Source organism: Caproicibacterium sp. NSD3 (assembly GCF_053613275.1).
In genome coordinates this window covers 809,623-828,505 of the sequence record NZ_CM132119.1, presented here as the reverse complement: position 1 = coordinate 828,505, position 18,883 = coordinate 809,623, and the positions used below count along the sequence as shown (strand labels likewise).

Annotated in this window: 16 protein-coding genes; 2 read left to right on the top strand and 14 right to left on the bottom strand. The window is 44.3% G+C overall.

The features are described 5' to 3' along the window. The first annotated feature begins 33 nt into the window (after window positions 1-33). Window positions 34-2,445: a homocysteine S-methyltransferase family protein gene (locus tag ACVS9P_RS04060; protein ID WP_452104358.1), complete on the top strand. Its 2,412-nt coding sequence runs from the start codon at window positions 34-36 to the stop codon at window positions 2,443-2,445. A gap of 46 nt (window positions 2,446-2,491) precedes the next feature. Here the strand turns inward: ACVS9P_RS04060 and ACVS9P_RS04055 are convergent, their stop codons facing one another. Further along, window positions 2,492-3,646, bottom strand: a complete 1,155-nt coding sequence (locus ACVS9P_RS04055; RefSeq protein ID WP_452104357.1) for an alanyl-tRNA editing protein — start codon at window positions 3,644-3,646, stop codon at window positions 2,492-2,494. Window positions 3,647-3,851: 205 nt separating this feature from the next. Here ACVS9P_RS04055 and ACVS9P_RS04050 point away from each other — a divergent pair, with 205 nt between their 5' ends. After that, entirely contained in the window at window positions 3,852-4,241 is a 390-nt protein-coding gene (locus ACVS9P_RS04050) for a hypothetical protein (protein ID WP_452104356.1), read from the top strand. A 141-nt stretch (window positions 4,242-4,382) separates the two neighbouring features. Here the strand turns inward: ACVS9P_RS04050 and ACVS9P_RS04045 are convergent, their stop codons facing one another. The 13 genes from ACVS9P_RS04045 to cdaA form a co-directional block, all read right to left on the bottom strand. Further along, complete coding sequence (locus ACVS9P_RS04045) at window positions 4,383-4,637, bottom strand: RNA-binding S4 domain-containing protein (protein WP_266163070.1); 255 nt, start codon at window positions 4,635-4,637, stop codon at window positions 4,383-4,385. Between the two features lie 80 nt (window positions 4,638-4,717). Further along, a complete protein-coding gene (locus ACVS9P_RS04040; protein WP_180341093.1) occupies window positions 4,718-4,993 on the bottom strand; it encodes an HU family DNA-binding protein in 276 nt (91 codons plus the stop codon). 72 nt (window positions 4,994-5,065) lie between these two features. Next, a complete protein-coding gene (gene mazG, locus ACVS9P_RS04035; RefSeq protein WP_452104355.1) occupies window positions 5,066-5,737 on the bottom strand; it encodes a nucleoside triphosphate pyrophosphohydrolase in 672 nt (223 codons plus the stop codon). Between the two features lie 67 nt (window positions 5,738-5,804). After that, window positions 5,805-7,529, bottom strand: coding sequence for a putative polysaccharide biosynthesis protein (locus ACVS9P_RS04030; protein ID WP_452104354.1), 1,725 nt, complete (start codon window positions 7,527-7,529; stop codon window positions 5,805-5,807). 125 nt (window positions 7,530-7,654) lie between these two features. Next, complete coding sequence (locus ACVS9P_RS04025; RefSeq protein WP_452104353.1) at window positions 7,655-8,488, bottom strand: EFR1 family ferrodoxin; 834 nt, start codon at window positions 8,486-8,488, stop codon at window positions 7,655-7,657. A 90-nt stretch (window positions 8,489-8,578) separates the two neighbouring features. Then, window positions 8,579-8,974 carry a zinc-ribbon domain-containing protein gene (locus ACVS9P_RS04020; protein ID WP_452104352.1) on the bottom strand — a complete coding sequence of 132 codons (396 nt, stop codon included), beginning with the start codon at window positions 8,972-8,974 and terminating at the stop codon, window positions 8,579-8,581. 116 nt (window positions 8,975-9,090) lie between these two features. Further along, a complete protein-coding gene (locus ACVS9P_RS04015) occupies window positions 9,091-10,044 on the bottom strand; it encodes a uridine kinase family protein (protein ID WP_452104351.1) in 954 nt (317 codons plus the stop codon). Next, the gene (gene hemZ, locus ACVS9P_RS04010; RefSeq protein ID WP_452104350.1) at window positions 10,041-11,522 is read right to left on the bottom strand and encodes a coproporphyrinogen dehydrogenase HemZ; all 1,482 of its coding nucleotides are present in this window, start codon (window positions 11,520-11,522) and stop codon (window positions 10,041-10,043) included. The genes ACVS9P_RS04015 and hemZ overlap by 4 nt, the downstream gene beginning before the upstream one ends. Beyond that, on the bottom strand, window positions 11,519-12,151 hold the full coding sequence (locus ACVS9P_RS04005; protein WP_452104349.1) for an MBL fold metallo-hydrolase: 633 nt from the start codon (window positions 12,149-12,151) through the stop codon (window positions 11,519-11,521). Before ACVS9P_RS04005 ends, hemZ begins: the two co-directional genes overlap by 4 nt. Window positions 12,152-12,188: 37 nt before the next feature. Continuing rightward, window positions 12,189-14,375, bottom strand: a complete 2,187-nt coding sequence (locus tag ACVS9P_RS04000; RefSeq protein ID WP_452104348.1) for a RelA/SpoT family protein — start codon at window positions 14,373-14,375, stop codon at window positions 12,189-12,191. After that, entirely contained in the window at window positions 14,350-16,431 is a 2,082-nt protein-coding gene (gene recJ, locus ACVS9P_RS03995; protein WP_452104347.1) for a single-stranded-DNA-specific exonuclease RecJ, read from the bottom strand. Before recJ ends, ACVS9P_RS04000 begins: the two co-directional genes overlap by 26 nt. A gap of 174 nt (window positions 16,432-16,605) precedes the next feature. Beyond that, window positions 16,606-17,970 (bottom strand): CdaR family protein, encoded by a 1,365-nt coding sequence (locus ACVS9P_RS03990; protein WP_452104346.1) that lies wholly within the window; start codon window positions 17,968-17,970, stop codon window positions 16,606-16,608. Beyond that, window positions 17,967-18,854 (bottom strand): diadenylate cyclase CdaA, encoded by an 888-nt coding sequence (cdaA, locus tag ACVS9P_RS03985; RefSeq protein ID WP_452104345.1) that lies wholly within the window; start codon window positions 18,852-18,854, stop codon window positions 17,967-17,969. The genes ACVS9P_RS03990 and cdaA overlap by 4 nt, the downstream gene beginning before the upstream one ends. Window positions 18,855-18,883: the final 29 nt, after the last annotated feature.

Sequence of the window (18,883 nt, the reverse complement as noted above, 5' to 3'; positions counted from 1 at the left end):
ATTATTTTTCACAGAACAAGAAGGGAGATTTTTATGAATTTTTTAGAGACTTTAGGAAAACGCATTCTCTTTTTTGATGGTGCGATGGGAACACAACTGCAAAAATACGGGCTCAAAGCCGGAGAAACACCAGAGCTCTGGAATCTTTCGCATCCGGAAATTCTGAAAAAGATTCATGAAGACTATCTTCGAGCTGGTTCTGATATCATCACGACCAACACTTTTGGCGCCAACAAAATCAAACTGCAAGGAAAAACTCCTGTAAAAGATATTGTCACAGCGGCCGTTACATTAGCCAAAGAAGCTGCCGTTCCCAGAGGAAAGCTCGTTGCCCTCGATATGGGACCAACCGGACATCTCCTAAAACCTATGGGAGATCTCGATTTTGAAGAAGCATATGAAGCCTATTTTGAAGCTGCTTCGGCAGGCGAAAAAGCCGGTGCCGATTTGATTTTGATCGAAACCATGAGCGATACTTTCGAATGCAAAGCGGCACTGCTTGCCGCCAAAGAAGCGACCTCGCTCCCGGTACTTGCCACGATGACTTTCGACGAAAAGGGAAAACTTTTAACCGGCGGCGATATTGAAGCGGCCGCTGTTTTGCTGGAAAGTCTGCATGCGGACGCGATTGGTTTTAACTGCGGGCTTGGTCCTAATCAGATGAAACAATTTCTGCCGCGCCTGCAAAAATGCACTTCTCTTCCGATCTTGATTCAGCCTAATGCGGGTCTTCCAAGAGTGATAAACGGAGAAACGCTCTATGATGTTACCCCCGACCAGTTTGCGGCAGCAATGCGGGAAATGGCAGAAGACGGAGCATGGATTTTGGGTGGATGCTGCGGCACAACGCCGGACTATCTTCGCAAAACGGTCGAAGCCTGCAGAGAAATCGTTCCGAAGCCGCTTACCGTCCACGATGAGACTGTCATTTCGAGCTATAGTCACGCTGTTTTTCTAAAGGATCGCACAATTCTTATTGGGGAACGAATCAACCCTACCGGAAAAAAACGTTTTCAGCAAGCACTGCAGGAAAACGATACCGATTATATTCTGCGGGAAGGAATCACACAGCAGGAAAACGGTGCTGATGTGCTGGATGTTAACGTCGGTCTTCCGGATATTGATGAAAAAAAGCTTCTTCCTGAGATCACAAAAGCCTTGCAGGGAATCACTGATCTTCCGTTGCAGCTCGATACCAGCGATCCCGCTGCAATGGAAAATGCACTTCGCATTTATAACGGAAAGCCTCTCATCAACAGCGTAAACGGCAAACAGGAAGTCATGGATTCCATCTTCCCTTTAGTCAAAAAATACGGTGGTGCTGTCATTGCTTTAACGCTCGATGAATCCGGAATCCCGGAAACCGCTGACGGCCGGATTAAAATTGCTGAGAAAATCCAAAAGGAAGCGCAAAAATACGGGATCCCAAAAAAGGATTTGATCATTGACGCCCTTGCAATGACGATTTCTGCCAGACAGAAAAGTGCCGCCGTTACGCTGGAAACACTTCGTCGTGTCCATGAAGAGCTGGGGATGAAGACATCCCTTGGTGTATCTAATATTTCCTTTGGCCTTCCCTGCCGGGAAAAGATCAATGCTGCTTTCTTTATAACGGCAATGCAATCCGGCCTTTCCGCCGCCATCATGAACCCAAATAACGGCGCTATGATGGATGCTTTTCGCTCCTACAATGCACTGATGGGGTTTGACGCACAGTGCATGGAATACATCACCGCCTATAAAGATGTAAAGCCGCAAAAAACGGTCTCCCAAAAGATCTTAACTTCTGTTTCTGAAAAAGAAATTACTCCGAATGACCTTCAAGATGCTTTTCGAAAAGCGATCGAAAAAGGGCTGAAAGAAAGTGCGCACGACACAGCCGCGGCACTCCTAAATGAGGGAATTTCTCCGCTCCAGATCATCAATCAGCATCTGATGCCCGCACTCGATAAAGTTGGCAAAGACTTTGAAGAAGGCGCCCTGTTTCTCCCGCAACTTTTGATGAGCGCAGAAGCTGCCAAATCCGCCTTTGAAGTCTTGCAAAACGAAATGAGAAAATCAGGTTCCACTCAAAAGAAAGCGAAAATTGTTCTTGCTACCGTCAAGGGAGATATCCATGACATTGGAAAAAACATCGTTAAAGTGCTTTTGGAAAACTACGGATACGATGTCATTGATTTAGGAAAAGACGTTGACCCACAGAAAATTCTAGAAGCAGTCGAGCAAAATGGGGTGAAACTCTGTGGACTCTCTGCACTGATGACTACAACGGTCGTCAATATGGAAGAAACCATTAAGCTGCTCCACCAAAAGGCTCCAAAATGCAAAGTGATGGTGGGCGGTGCCGTTTTAAATCCTCAATATGCAGAAAAAATCCATGCGGATTTCTATGGAAAAGATGCAATGGGCAGCGTCCGCTATGCAGAAAAGATCTTTCACAAATAAATCTTAGAACAAAAAAGGGACGGAATTTTCCGTCCCTTTTTTTGTTCTATTTTTCACTGAGGCTTTGAAAATAAGCTTTGATTTTTTCTTCTTCTGCCTGCACGCTTCCCTGTACTAATTCCGGTTTTCCTCCCCCACGGCCATGAAGAGCTGCATTGAGCGTCTTCCCAACCACGCGGGAATCATCGTCCGAAGAAAGCGCATACTGATATCTTCCGTTTCCCCCACTAAAGACAACCGCCAAACGGCTCTTTTTCTTTAGTTCCAGACAAAAGCTGCGCAGATCGTCCCCTTTTAAATTTTTTTCAAAAATACAAAAGACTCCATTTTGAGGGACCAGCGTTTTTGCTTTCATCTCCAAAAGCTGATGCCGAAGTTCAGCACTTTCTTGACGAAGCTGCGTTTCACTTTCTTTTAAACGTTCGACTGCCTTTGCAATCTCTCCCGGCTTTGCAGAAAGAAGGGCACTAACAGCTGCTGCGCTGTCTTGTTTTTCTTCGTAATCCTGCATCGCTCGAATTCCGCAGAGCATACTGATTCGAATTCCGCCTTTATAATGCAAGAACCCGATCAGTTTAATCGCTCCGATCTCTCCGGTATAAGAAACATGTGTCCCACAACAGGCACAGACATCATACCCCGGAATCGTTACAATTCGCACTGCACCTGTCAATTCCTTTTTGCTGCGATAATCAATCCTTTTTAGTTCTTCCTCGCTCGGATAGGTGATTTCTACCTTTTTATTCTGGTAGACCGCATCGTTTGCCATCAATTCTACAATATGCAGCTGATCCTGTGTTAAAACGCCGTCCAAATCCAACGTAACACATTCGCTGCCCATATGAAATCCCACATTATTAAAGCCAAACAGCCGATGAATAATTCCTGATACGATATGTTCTCCTGTATGCTCCTGCATTCTGGAAAGACGAAGCGGCCAATTAATTCCGCCCGTCACATAAGAGCCCTCTTTTAAAGGACGGTCCGTCTCATGAAAGATAACGCCGTCCTTTTCTTTTGTATCCAACACATTGACCGTATCAAGAACTCCCTGATCCCCCGGTTGGCCTCCCCCTTCCGGATAAAAAGCAGTACGGTCAAGCTCTACCTGCCAGGTTTTCCCTTTTGTTTCACAGGAGAGAACTTTTCCCCGAAAGCGTCTGCAATACGGTTCCTCATAATAAATTGTCTCTGTCTTCATGATAATTCCTCTTTCATTCTTTTGAACAGTTCTTTTTCCATTATAAGCAAAATAAGATTTAATAAATTCTCTTTTAGAATTATTTAATTTGGAAAACGCTTTCCATTATCCTGAACTTTTTATGAATCCTTTTAAAAAAGGATTGTTTTTCACAACCATTGGCGTTACAATCATTTCAATAGTGAAGAAGGGACTGTTCTTTCTGATGAATTGGCTTCAAAAATTTATGTATGGGCGACACGGTACCGACCAATTAAATATTGCTTTACTGGTTCTTTATATGATTCTTGCAATCATTGGTCAGCTAACCGGCTTATGGCTCCTTTATTACGTTGGATTTGCCGCTATCATTTGGTCCTTTTTCCGAATGTTTTCGCGCAATCACGAAAAACGTTGGGCAGAAAATCAGGCTTTTCTTGGGGTTTGGAGTCCCATCTCCAGCCGCATTTTAAGTCTTTTTAAACATCAAAAAGACAAAACACATCGGTATTTTCACTGTCCAAAATGCAAAGCCACCCTTCGTGTTCCAAAAGGACGGGGAAAAATTGAAATCACCTGTCCGAAATGTCAGACTGTGTTTGTAAAGAAAACCTAATCAGTAAAAATATTTGATCTTAAAAAATCGGCATGATGCTTTATCATGCCGATTTTTATGTTTTGAATTTTAAGAAGTGTTTCAAAAATACGGAACAAAAAATACTCGAATTTTGTTTTTCCTGTAATTACTGCAAATCAATTAAGACTGGGAATCCTCCAGAATTTGATACATAGTTCCCGCATAATCTTTTGTCGCATATTCCTGAACCGACAGCACTTTTGCCCGAATCATTTTTGAGCCGAGCGTAATCTCCAAAAGATCTCCTTCTTTTACGTCATAAGAGGCTCGTGCCGGCTTTTGATTGACCAAAACTTTTCCGGCATCACAAGCTTCATTTGCAACAGTACGCCGTTTAATCAGTCTGGAAACTTTCAGATATTTATCAAGACGCATTTTGCCGTCTCCTTCTTTCAAAAATAAAAGGCAGCAATATGATTTAAAAAAATCACATCACTGCCGCATTCATCATTCGCTTACTTAGAAACTGCGTCCTTAAACGCTTTGCCAGCCTTAAATGCCGGAATCTTGGAAGCAGGGATTTCGATCTCTTTATTAGTACGGGGATCGCGGCCTTTACGGGCACTGCGATGACGGCACTCAAAAGTACCAAAACCTACCAGCTGAACCTTATCTTCTTTTGCAACAGTTTCTACGACAGTATCAATGACAGCAGCGATTGCACTATCTGCGTCCTTTTTAGAAAGATTAGCCTTTTCTGCTACGGCAGCGATCAGTTCCGTTTTGTTCATAATCTTTTTACCTCCTAAAATTTCTAGCAATTTCCTTTCATATTCATCGGCAAATGCCGAGAACAAACCATCTTATTTTCCGGAAGATTTTTCCCATGACTCATATCTCAAGAGATATGCTTCTGTTTCTTTGGAGAGCATTTCTTCCGGCTCTACGCCGGCTTTTTTGACAGCCCGAACTGCCTCAAACAAATACGCTCCAGCTTTTTCCGGCGAAATTGTTTTTTCATTTTCTTCTGCTTCGATTTCTTCTGGAAAACCAAGTTTCTGAGCTTTCTTTTGTACTTTTGCTGCACGCATCAGCGCGGGCAATGCCGGTGAAACTGCTTTTAATATCTCAGAACCGGAATCCCGATGTTTGGTGTGATTCTTAATCACATCCCAATTTTCGAGAACCTCTTTAGAAGAATTCACTTTTACCGTAGAAAAGACATGTGGATGACGTTCGATCATCTTATGTGCCAATTCATCTACCACATCGGCAAAAGTAAAATTCCCTTTTTCACTTTCAATCTGACAGTGAAAAAGCACCTGCAGCAAAACATCGCCTAGCTCCTCACGCATAAGGTCGACATTATCTGTATCAATGGCTTCAACCGCCTCATAAGTTTCTTCGATAAAATTATTGCGAATGGAATGATGATCCTGTTCCCGATCCCATGGGCAGCCATTCGGTGCCCGCAGGATTTTCATGATCTCCAGCATATCCTGAAAATCGTAATGTTCTTTGATCGAAAAAGCCATCAGAAGATGCTTCCCCCTTTGACTCAAAAACTGGGTATTTTTATTTTACCGTATCTTTACAGTTTTTTCAAGTACAATCCTTCTTTTTTTCCCGAAATCTGTGTTTCTTTGCGACTTCATGTGGAATCGCATGTAGGATTGCACAAATCAGCAAATATACAACCACCGCGGCCAAAATAGCGGCCAAAACAGCAACAGCTATGTGAAAATATCCACTGAGTACCTTTTCAGTCGTTAGGGCAACCGCTACGCAGCAGATTCCGCCCAATATTGGTTTCCAAAGCAATGAAAAGGTTTGCATGTAAATTCCTGTGACTTTGTGCAGAAAATGAAGTCCGAGTACCAAAATAACGAAATAGCTTAAAAGTGTACTGAGTGCTGCCCCCAGCACATTCCACTGCGGCATAGGCACCAGGACCCAGTTCATGATTACCTTGACAAGTAACCCGACCCCAAGAATTTTAACAGGAATATCCGCCCTTCCTACCGCCTGCAGCAAGCTGTTAACCGAAGTGCCGAGTGCAGAAAAAATTGCGGCAAAGCCAAGATAAAACAAAATTTTTCCTGTGATTCCCGGCGCGTTTTGTGGTCCATAAAGAAAGGTACAGATCGGTTTCGCCAGAAAAGACATCCCAAGTCCCGCCGGAATTGCCAAAAGCGCAGCGACACTAAAAACCAGTTTTAAGGAATTTGCAATTTGTTTTTTGGAACCTGCTGCCCACGCGGCAGTAACATTCGGAAGTGCACTGATCCCAAGCGCCTGAGTAAGCGTTGGAATCAGCAAAAACAGAGTGGTCGCATTTGTAAAGCACCCATAAAGATAAGAGGGAACTTCTCCCAAACGAATCACTTCCGCAGGCAGTTCTCCTGCATACTGGGTTAATAAAGAAGCGGCGTTTTTTCCCATTAAAATCCGCAGACCTGCATTCAGCCATGCTGCATCTGCCAAAGTGGAAAGATTGACCGCCAGCGATCCCAACGCCACAGGCAGTGCCATATGCCATAAATTTTTGAGGAGCAGTTTCGGTTCCGATGCTTTCGGAGAAGCTGTGATCTGCTGCTCTGTAATCCCATCCCCAGTCTTTCGATAATGGCACCAGAGATAAAAGAAGCTGACCACGCTGCCGATCGTGACGCCAAAAATTGCTCCGGCAGCTGCCATTGGGAGTGCCGCTAAACGTGCATATTCCTCTGTAGGCTGTAAGACACCCCAAACAGTCTTGCTCGCTGCATACTCCTCGGCGGCAATCTGCACAGTCTTAATCGAAAAAGCAAGCCCAAAAATCAATCGGCAAAGTGCCTCTAAAATTTGAGAAACTGCTGTAGGGACCATATCTCGTAGTCCCTCATAAAATCCTCTGTAAACTGAGATCATACTGCAAAAGAAGATGCTCGGTGCCAATGCCCAAATTGCCGGCAATAAGCTTCTCGCCTGTCCGGCAGATGACAGCTGCGCATACGGCGGCGCCAAAAGAAGCATTAATGCAAAGCCAAAAAGCCCAACACACAGGAATAGCTTGACCGAAATCTGATGAATGATACGAACATCGCGAAATCTTCCTTTTGCGCAGCATTCACTGACAAGGTGGGAAATTGCTACTGGAAATCCGGCCGCCGATAAGCTGTAAATTGGAAAATACAAAGAATATGCGCTGCCAAAATAAGACATTCCAACCGGAGTTAAGATCCAGCTCAGCGGAATCTTAAAAAAAGCTCCAAGAAGTTTTACAATCGCTACAGCGCCCATCAGGATTGCTGCTCCTTTTAAAAATCCCTGCCGACGTGTTTTCATAATGCATCCTCTTTTCCCGTATCTGCTTGTTTGATAAATACGGAAAAAACGGACAGATTATGATGATTTCCCCAAAATGAAAAAAGCGAATCAGAATTTTTCATTCTAATCCGTTTTTCTCTCTTTTATTCCATCGATTCCGACAAAAAAGTAACCGGCTCTGCCCGACGTTCAAATCCCAGTTCCAACTCGCTCTGATGGTAAAGATAGTTATGATCATCATAATATTTGGCATGCTGAGGACATTTTTTCACGCAGGCTCCGCATTTAATGCAGATCCCGGTAAATTCTCGGACATTCTCTGCACTGATGGAGCCCATCGGACAAACTCTGGCACAAAGTCCGCAGTTAATGCAATGATCGTTTGTCTTTGGCTTTACTTTCAAGATATTAACCTTTTCTCCCTTGCGATCCCGCGGCACATAATAAGGACGATACGGCTCCTCTCCTTCTACTTTGACCGGCTGGTGCTCCTGCGGCAAATGAGGAAGAATTGCGCAAACTTTTTCTGCAAAATGATCCGCTTTCCGGAGGTCCTCCGCATCTGGACGCCCCGCCGCCAAAATCGTCGAAAAAGAATGTTCTCCAATAAAAGCAGCACCTGCGATTGTTAAAAAGCCGTCTTCTTCCAAAATATCACGCAGTTCAATCAGAGCATCATCGAAATTCCGGTTTCCATAACAAACGACCGGAACCGCTAACGCTCCGTTTCCCTTAATCGTATGTAAATATTTGACCAGCACATTCGGCACTCTTCCGGCATAAACAGGGACTCCAAAAATCACTAGATCCTCTTTGGAAAATTCCTTGACATTTTCTCTTGCTCCCGGCAAAGTAAAATCAAAGATTTCCGCTTTTCCTGCCTTCAAGACTTCTGCTGTTCTCTGCGCAATCCGTTCTACGACTTTCTCTGTTGTGCCGGTCGCACTAAAATAGGATGCCCACACTTTATAACTCATCTTTATTAAAGCCCCTTCCTTTTTAGCCTATGATCCTCATAAAGAAACACCCCCAGCTAATCATTGCTGAGGGCGCTTTGCTTTTGAAAATTACTCTTCTTTTGGGCCTTCCTGCTGCTCTTCCTCTTCATGAAGTTTATTCCCGCATTTGCTGCAGTAAGTAGCGTCTGAAATGTTTTCAGCGCCACACTTCTTGCAGATGATTTTATTGCCGCTTGCAGAAAGCTGATTGTTAATTGCATCGAGCTGCTCATACAGTTCATCGATTGTTTTGACACTTTCGTCTAACAATTCATCCGAGAGATTATCCGTCTTTTTGGCATCGTATACAACGCGCCCAAGCGCTTCGAACTGCTTACTAATCTCATTATTCACATCAGCTGCATTAATCCGAAGCTTTGATACATCAATAAATTTTTCTGCTTTTTTTCCAACTACATCAGCAGCAGATTTTGCATTGATTACAACGTCCTCAAAAAGTCCCATAAAGACACGCTCCTTTGTTTCTATTTTGATAAAAGTTTTTTATATATTTCCCATATAATGGGTTGATTATAACAAATTAAATTGATAAAAGCAATGACCTAATCGTAAACAATTCGTTAATCATAAAATCCGCCCCCAAGGAATTCTCTTAAAAGAGAATTTTTAGGAACCAATTCCGGTGAAATTGACCGAAACAGTTTCAACACAAAAAACAGCTGCTGCGCAATCTCATATTCTTTTCCTTCCGATTCTTCCACATCTCTCAGAAGTCTCATTGCACGCGTTCGAAAGACGCAGGGTTCATAAGCATGAAGAGAATTAATCGTATAATCCGCCTGTGAACGAAACGGCTTAATATACCGATATTCTCCATTCATGACAGAAGGCCACATTGCAATCGTCTGGGCTGGATTTGTACTGCGAAACGCATAATCGCGTACGATTCTGCGAATCATGCGTACTTCATTTGGCCCTAAAAGCTGCTCGTTTTTATACTCAATGCCCTGCTTAACACTGATATAGATTTTGATCAGTCCCTCTTTTGGAATGCCGCCCGAAAAAATCGGATTTAATGCATGAATGCCTTCTACAATCGCAATGCCGCCCGGTTTCAATGCAATATGCTGCAATTCTTTAAAAGGACAGTGATGGTGAAAATCGAACTGCGGTTTATCACATGCACTATGTTCCATCAGCTCTCTTAACGAACGCTGAATCTCATCAATCCGCAGCGCATAAATCGATTCAAAATCCGGCGTTCCGTCTGCGTTTTTCGGCGCCTCCTGTGGCATTTTGTAAAAATCATCCAGTGAAATAACCTGAGCATCATTTCCTAATTCAGTCAGGCATTGTCCCAACATATGAGCCGTTGTCGTCTTTCCACTGCTGCTGGGGCCTGCCAGGAGCACTACTTTTGTCTTCCTTTTTAAAAGGTCGGCGGCAATGTTTGAAAGTTCTTGATGAAACGATTTTTCACTTAAATCGATCAGGTGTTGGGGATTCCGAATTGCACAGTCATTGATTGCCTCTACCTGGTTCAGATGCTTTACATAATTCTTCTGCTCTTTCATGACAGCTTTCCCACCTGCTCTTTTCTCTCAAGAATTTCTTCATGACGAGAAATATATTCAAAAGGATATTTAAAATTAAAAATTCTGCGGATACGTTGACCGGATTTCTGCGGCACACAGAGTTTCGTGACCGCCCCCGCTCCACAGCCTAAAATATGCTGGCTTTCGTCCATAATAAACACATTATAAGGACTTTCAAATCCTGGTTTTGCAAAGCCGACATTTTCCAAATTGCCAACCATTCTGCTTTGCCGATAAAGATAGTAGGGGGTATATCCGTTTTCCGGAAGAATCCGATCCGCATAATCCAGCATGACACAAGCCGCTGCTGCGTCTTCCTGAATTTTCCCTTCCTGATAAAGACGAGAGGAACGCTTTAACGCGAGGTCATGGACTGTTATACTCTCCGGCGCCCATTCTAAAAGCGTATTCAGCGTATTATAAAAGCTTTCGACCGATTCTCCCGGAAGTCCTACAATCAAATCCATATTGATATTCTCAAATCCCGCTTCTCTTGCCATCAGGAAGGCTTCCCTTGTTTGTTTTGCCGTATGGCGTCTTCCGATCACCTCGAGAATGCGATCATTAAGCGTCTGTGGATTAATACTGATTCTATCTGCACCACATTTTTTCAGCACTGCAAGTTTTTCCGGTGTGATCGTATCGGGTCTTCCCGCTTCCACCGTATATTCCCGACAAAGCGAAAGATCAAAAGAATGCTTTACACAACTAAGTACCTGGTCTAGTTGCTGCGCTGTCAATGTAGTTGGAGTTCCACCGCCCATATAAACAGAAACAAGATGTAAGTTTAGCTTTTGAGCCTGCTTCGCCGCAGCTTCGATCTCTTTACAGAGCAACTCCACATACTGCGGAATCAATTTCATTGTCTTTTCCACACTGGAGGAAACAAACGAACAATAGGCACACCGGGTAGGACAAAACGGTACCGAAATGTACAAGCTAAAATCCTGCGGTGAATTTTGAGCCAAAATTTTTTCTTCCCGATGCATCGTCTTTGACGCAAGCGAGATTTTTTCCGGACTGACCAAATAGGCCTCTCGAAAATATCTTGAAGCTTCCGTTTCTCCATAGGCCTCCGTTAACCGGCGAAACAACTTGACCGGCCGAACGCCCGTCAAGAGTCCCCAACGCGGTGTAAATCCGCACGCTTCCTTTAAAAGTCCAAAAAGAAGGACCGCTAACTGCCGCTCCTTTTCATCTCCAAAAAAGGCCGGATCTTTCGCGTGAAAAAAATCTTCGGCCGTTTCTTTTTTTTCTCCAATCCGGAGACTGGCCGTCAATCTAATTTCCCCATTTTCAGCATGAATTCCGGTATAAGCAGTAATCGGGTCCTCTTTTGACTGTTCTCCCAAATCACTCCCCTTTTCGATTACATGAATTGGCTGAAGGGGATAAAACAGTCGGCAAAGTGCCTCCATCTCATAATGAAAGTCGTGTCCGTCAAGAATCAGATTCATAGAGAACCTGCTTCCGCATCCATATAGGGATTATGCTTTCTCTCCCACAAAAGAGTTGTATTTTCTTCGTGTCCAGGATAAATTTTATAATCACCGGAAAGCGCTTTTAATTTTTCAATGGAAGAAATCATATCTTGATAACTGCCGGTTGGAAAATCTGTACGGCCAACTGTCCCTTTCATCAAAGTATCTCCGGAAAAAATAGTATTTCCGGTTAAAAAGCAGCAGCTTCCCTTTGTATGACCCGGCGTATGAATCTCTCGAATCGTCAAATTACCGAGAGAAAATGTTTCATCTTCTCCCAAAAGCCGTGCAATTGGGAACACTTCAATCGGCGGAAATCCCACTTCACTTGTCAGATTGAGGCTGCTGTCAGTTGTCATTTTCTGATCTTCTTTTTGTAGATAAACTTTTGCCTGTGTTTCTTTTACTACTTGAGCAACTCCAATGATATGATCAAAATGTGCATGGGTCAATAGGATCAATTCCACATCTTTCCCCCGAATTGCATCTGCAAGTGTCTGATCCCAAAAACCGGGATCAATAACCGCCGTCTTTTTTGTTTCGTCATCCGTCAGCAAATAACAGTTCGTCGGCAGCGGACCCCCGGCAATTTCTTCTATGGTCATCTCAAAACCTCCTATGGTTTTTGAAAATTTTGTCTTCTCAGGAACGCCGAATTGAAATGATCCCGTTAACCATTTCCAGACGACTGATAATGCTCTCCAGATGGTCTCTTCCATTTACCGTAATAGAAGCTGAAATCACTGCATTTCCATCTTTTGTCTGGCGAGAATTTAACGAATGAATAAAAAGACGCATGTTGAAAAATTGCTGCGTAATATCCGCAAGAAGTCCGGAGCGATCCTGCGCCACAATCTCCAGTGTTGTCTTAAACTGTTCATTGACTTCTCCCGCCCAATGAACACTGATCCAGCGTTCCGGTTCCGGCGCATCAGAAATTCGGCGCGGCACATTGCTGCAGGAACGCTTATGAATGGAAACACCGTATCCGCGGGTAACAAAGCCGATAATCTCGTCTCCCGGAAGCGGATTGCAGCAGCGAGAAAACTTAATCAGGCAATTATCCATTCCATCTACGACGACGCCTTCCACTGCTTTTCCCGAGGACGGTTTCGCAGCAACCGGCTTTATTTCATTCTCCGGAGCATGGTGGTTTTTCTGATATTCTTCTTTGAGACGCGGCATTATTTTCCAAAGCTGGATGCCACCATAACCGATAGCGGCATAAACGTCATCCTCTGTATCACAGGACTGCTTTGCGCCCAATTTCATCAGAACAGCTTTCCGTTCTTCTTCTGTATAACTAATTCCACTGCGCTTCAGTTCGCGTTCGAGTTCTTCTCGCCCTTCAATAACATTTTCTTCGCGCTTCTCTTTTTTAAACCATGTGCGAATCTTATTGCGCGCTTCACTTGTCTTTACAATTTTTAACCAGTCACGGCTGGGCCCTCTGGCCTCTTTACTTGTGAGAATCTCAACAATTTGGCCCGTTTTCACCTTCGTATCAATCGGAACGATCCGCTTATCTACTTTGGCGCCGACCATTCGGTTGCCGACTTCGCTGTGAATCGCATAGGCAAAATCGATCACGGTACTTTCAACCGGCAGATTAATCACTTTGCCCTGCGGCGTAAAGACAAAGACTTCCTCCGGCGCAAGATCACTCTTGATCGTCCGAATTAGATCGGTCGCGTCAGCATCATCCTGCTGCGTTTCCAAAAGCTGACGAATCCACGCCAGCCGTTTTTCAAAGGAGTCCTTTCCTCCGTGACCATCTTTACCGACCCCCAATTTATATTTCCAATGCGCAGCAATACCATATTCAGCCGTATGGTGCATTTCCCATGTACGGATCTGCACTTCGAACGGGACACCATCTTCTGAGAGTACCGTCGTATGCAGAGACTGGTACAAATTGGGTTTTGGTGTTGAAATATAATCTTTAAAACGGTTCGGCAGCGGACGAAACATATCATGAATGACCCCGAGCACATTGTAACAGTCATTTACGGTATCAACAATTACACGCACGGCATACACATCGTAAATTTCATCAAAGTTTCTGCCTTGAATAAACATTTTACGATAAATTCCGTTGATGCTCTTAACACGTCCCTCGATATAAACATTCGGAATGATTTGCTGCAGGCGTTCTTTAATTCCCCTTTTCGTCCGTTCAATAAACTCGTTGTGCAGGTTGCTGCGCTGTTTTAAACTGTTTTCAATTTCCTCATAAGCAATCGGATCAAGGCATCGCAGAGAAATATCCTCCAATTCCTCTTTGACTGTACGGATACCAAGACGATCGGCAATGGGGGCATAAACCTCCATGTTCTCCAAGGCCTTATCGCGCTGTTTCTGCGGACTCCAAAACTCCCGTGTACGCATATTATGCAGCCGGTCTGCCAATTTGATAATGATAACCCGAATATCCTCACTCATTGCAATCAGCATTTTGCGGATATTCTCCGCCTGCTGCACTTCACGCGAAGAATGCGGAATCTTTCCGAGTTTCGTCACGCCGTCGATCAGTCCTGCAATTTCCGGTCCAAACAATTTACGAAGCTTTGTAAGATCGGTAGCAGTATCTTCCGCTACGTCATGCAAAAGACCTGCGGCGACACTTTCAGAATCCATGCCCAGTTCTACCAGAGTGCAGGCAACCGCCACCGGATGCGAAATATACGGCGCACCGGAAAGCCGTTTCTGATCCCCATGAGACGCCAGCGCAACATCATAAGCACGCCGGATCAAATCCATATCATAATCATGTTCGCTGCCCGACATCAATGCGGTCAAATCATCATACGTTTTCAGCGGATACGCCATACACACTCACCTCTCTTTCTGGTATAAACTGTTCAATATAATGGACTGCCGGGCAATCCATCAAATCGACTTTTTGCGGATTTGGAATCATTGTAATTTGATACTGTCCACCAAAATCGTCCATATGAATCAAATTTTTCTCAGAAAAAATATACAGAATTGTCAATATCTTCTCCATTGGCAATTCAATTAAACGAGGAATTCCCTCTTCTGCGCCCTGATATCCATTTTGTGCCCGCAAAATCCGATAAAACTTTGCTGCATCGCTGCGACTTGGCAAAATTGCAGCGGCTTCCTTCGGTGAAAGCGCTTCTTTCCGAAGCATTTTTTCATAATTCTGTCTGCCTGCAATCATCAATTCTGGAGAGCAGGCACTCAGTTTCATTTCTCTGATATAAATAGACAGGGTATCCTGCCCACGAAATGGGCGGCATTCCAAAGTGACTGCTAAATCGAGCTTCGTCCCGATCTGATAAGGAAGCTGTTCTGCGGTCATACCAAACTTCATACACTGCAAAACGGCTCCATCCTTTTCCACCTGCAGACGCAAATGCTTTCCGTTTCCCACCGGGTGAATACTTGTTAACGTCACCTCAGAGATTCCAAAAAGGGGTGCCGGATTACCGGTTCCAAATGGTTCGAGAAGAGAAGCCGCTTTCGGAATCTCAAGACTGATTTTCGACGGCTTTAAAATACCGTCCAACATGAGTTCAGGAACCGGCATTGGACAATTTAAGTCGTAAGCATAACGATTGATACGGGTTCGGAACAATTCTAGATTTTCGGGAGCTAATGAAAGCCCTGCGGCCATAGGATGTCCGCCAAAGCGGGTCAAAAGGTCCCGGCAGCTATAAACCGCATCAAAAAGGGAAAAGCCCTCTACGCTTCTCCCAGAGCCTCTTGCTTCCTCTCCGGTAACAGAAATTACAATGCTGGGCTTTTCGAATCGTTCGGTCAGGCGTGATGAAACAATTCCAATCACGCCATGATGCCAGTTTTGTCCTTCCACCACAATAACCCGGTCTAAAAGGCGTTGGGGCTCCCTATGCAAGAGTTCCATTGCCTCTTCCATAATCTGTTCTTCTGTTTCCCGACGCCGGTCATTATCTGCGCAGATTTGGGCAGCAAGCGAATCCGTCTCCATAGGATTCTCTCCAATCAAAAGTTCTACTGCCCTCTTTGGAGAACCCATTCTGCCGGTAGCATTCAGACGCGGTACCAGCGAAAAAGCAACGGTAGTAGCGCTCAATGCCTGCTCTTTTACCCCTGCGTATTCCATCAAAGCACGCAGTCCCGGCCGATTTGTCCTCGGTAAAAGATGTAACCCCTCTTTTACCAGAATACGATTTTCTCCAATCAGTGGGACCATATCCCCGATCGTTCCAAGCATGGCAAGTTCCGCATATTCTTCCAAAAGGCTCTCCGTATCCGCATATTCGCCTTCCATTGCTAAAATCAGTTTAAAAGCGATCCCAGCTCCACAAAGCATCTTGCAGGGACTTTGATCTTCTTTCCGATGAGGATCCACCACTGCTTCGGCCTGTGGGATCTCTCCCTGCGGCTGATGGTGATCCGTAATGACCAGTTTCATCCCAAGCTCTGCTGCTCTCTTTGCTTCTGCAATGGACGCGATCCCGTTATCGACCGTAACGATCAACTGAATTCCAAATTCTTTCAGCTTTTCAATGGCGTGAAGATTCATTCCATAACCTTCGCCTTCCCGCTCCGGAATATAGTAATTCACATCGGCCCCGCAGCTCGCAAGATAGGAAACAAGCATTGCCGTTGCCGTTACGCCATCTGCATCGTAATCTCCATAAACCGCGATCCGTTCCTCTGTGTCGATTGCCTGCTGAATGGTAGAAACTGCTTTTCCCATATCCAGCATCAAAAGCGGGTCCGAAATTGACTGGCCTTCCAGCATTTCGCGCATTTTTTGGGGATCATCAAATCCACGGTTCTGCAGTAAAGCAGCAGTCATTGCCGGAATTCCCAGCTGCCGCGCACACTTAACAGCAGCAACATGATCGCATGGTGCAATCTTCCAACGCTTCATTCCTATCCTCCTCCCCCTCATTTTTCAAATAAAGACGGAATAATATATTTTATCATTTTTAGCACTTTGTTTCAACCTGCAATTTAAAAGTCTCCAACAAAAAAGGATACCTCTCGCCTCCGAAAAAGCCGGATTTGAAAGGTATCCTTTTATTCTCCCATTTTGGAATTTCCGCTAACCCGTACTAGCTGTTCCCGAAAAGACCGTTCCCGAAAAGACAACATTGACCGTATAATTTCCATAAATCCAGCTGCGGTTTGAACCGCTTACTGCAACGGAAACCTGGACTGGAATCGTCCCGATACTGCCTTCTCTACCGGAAAGGTCTACCGTTGCGATCAGATTGGAGCCCGTCATTGATTCCAGATCTGCCTCCGGTCCAACTGCCATCACTTCCAGCTTCTCCGTCAAAATCTTTGCCGAAGTCCCCGTAGGAATATTCGTGAGCGTAAAGTTCGTGACTTCCAAATTCTTGGTCGTATAATTTGCAAGATTATTAAGTGTAACTTTTGCCGTAGAAGAAGCACTCAGGTTCTGACAATCTGTTGGCAGCGTAATTCCCTGATTAAATGCATACTGTGTGGTGGAAATCTGAGAAAAATCGACTGGTGCCAATTCCAGCGTATCAGAAAGCTTAGACAACACATTCTTGGGCGCCGCCACTTCAATTGTTGCAGGACTTACCGTATAGGAATCTTTCGAAAGACTAATCCCAGCAGGCTTATTCTTAAAGGTCGGTACCAAAGTCACTGTCTTTTTAGGCATCACCTGCACACTGATATCGACGACAGAAGGACTCATAGAAAGGAGTTTGGAATGGATCTCCTTATTATCCGAATCATAAAGGATCAAGCTTGCTGAAGTCTTCTTTGTCTCTTCCAAAGGACTGGGGCTCGGCGTATAGTTAAACGAAACATGGTCAATTTTATCGATTTCGCTCTTTGGGCCTGAAACCGTTACATTCTCCATAGAAAGTGTCGGACCGGGACTAAAATAGCTGTCATTATTGATCTGATCCATCACAGAAGGCAGCTTGATTTCAAAAGTCTTTTCTGCCGCATAATCGACCGTTACAGAAATACTGGAAGGAGAAATACTTTTGACATCATAATTGCTGTAAGCACCGGTTTTATTCACTTTGAGCTTCAAATTATAATCGCCCGGACCACTAATCTCTGAAAGGCTTTCCGGTACCACTTCCATATTCGTGCTATTTAAAGCATAAACAATGGTGGGAGTACCGGTAACACCAATTTTTGCAGTTGCATCGGAAGCAAGCCCGTAAACTTTGAGCTCTTTTTGCTGCAATGTTTCCGGAAGTGTCACGCTGATCGGAACGTCACTGACAATGACCGGATTTCTCTGTGTATCGTTATAAGCCATCAAAAGCCATAAAGCTAAAGAAATCACGACGGAAAAAACCATAACAAATCGGTTATTATAAAACCAAGCCCCGGGACGAATCCTTTGTTTCTTCTTTTTCTCCGGCTCTTCTGTTAAAATTCGGAGTATCTCATCTTGTTTTGGTTCCTGGTTCATGATTTTTTCCGCCCCCTTTTCGAAAAGAAGCCATTCCATTTTTTATTTGGGACAGATTCTTCCAGAAGCAGAGAGCACAGCTTTTCTTTCAGTGTCTCCCTTGTATAATTCCGCGTAATCGAGCCATTGAGCGCAATAGAAATCTGCCCGGTCTCCTCTGAAACAACTACAACAACGGCATCAGAATTTTCGCTCATACCGATTGCGGCACGATGTCGGGTTCCAAGATTGATATCCACCGTCTCATCTTTTGTCAAAGGCAAAATACATCCAGCAGCATAAACCATCCCGTCACGGATAATCATTGCACCGTCATGAAGCGGAGCTTTATTAAAAAAGATATTACAGATAATCGGCGCTGAAGGAACCGCATTCACAACAGTCCCCGTATTAATAATTTCTCCCAAACGGGTATGACGTTCAAAGACAATCAAAGCACCCGTTTTCGACCGAGACATTGCCTCGCAGGAATCTACAATTGCAATGATCCCCCGCAGCTTATGAGTCTCACGTTCCTCGCTTTTCCAATTATGCTGAACGCCAAAAAACTTTTTTCCAGCACTATTCAAATTTCCACTGCGGCCGATTTGCTCCAAAGCACGGCGCAGCTCCGGCTGGAACAGCACAACAACTGCCAAAAGTCCAAACTGAAACAGATACTGCAAAAGCGAAGTCATCACATAAAGATTAAACGCCAGCGCAATCAACCAGACCCCTGCTACTAGAATAATTCCTTTGAGCAACTGCGCAGCGCGGGTCTCTCGAATTAACTTAATTGCATTATAAATAATAAAGGAGACAAGGGCGATATCCAGTAAATCTTTGAACTGAAAGCTTTGGAATAATCTTCCTAAAGCGGTCCAAAATGTTACAAACTGCCCCATAGAAACGCCTCCTTTTTAACTTCTTCTTT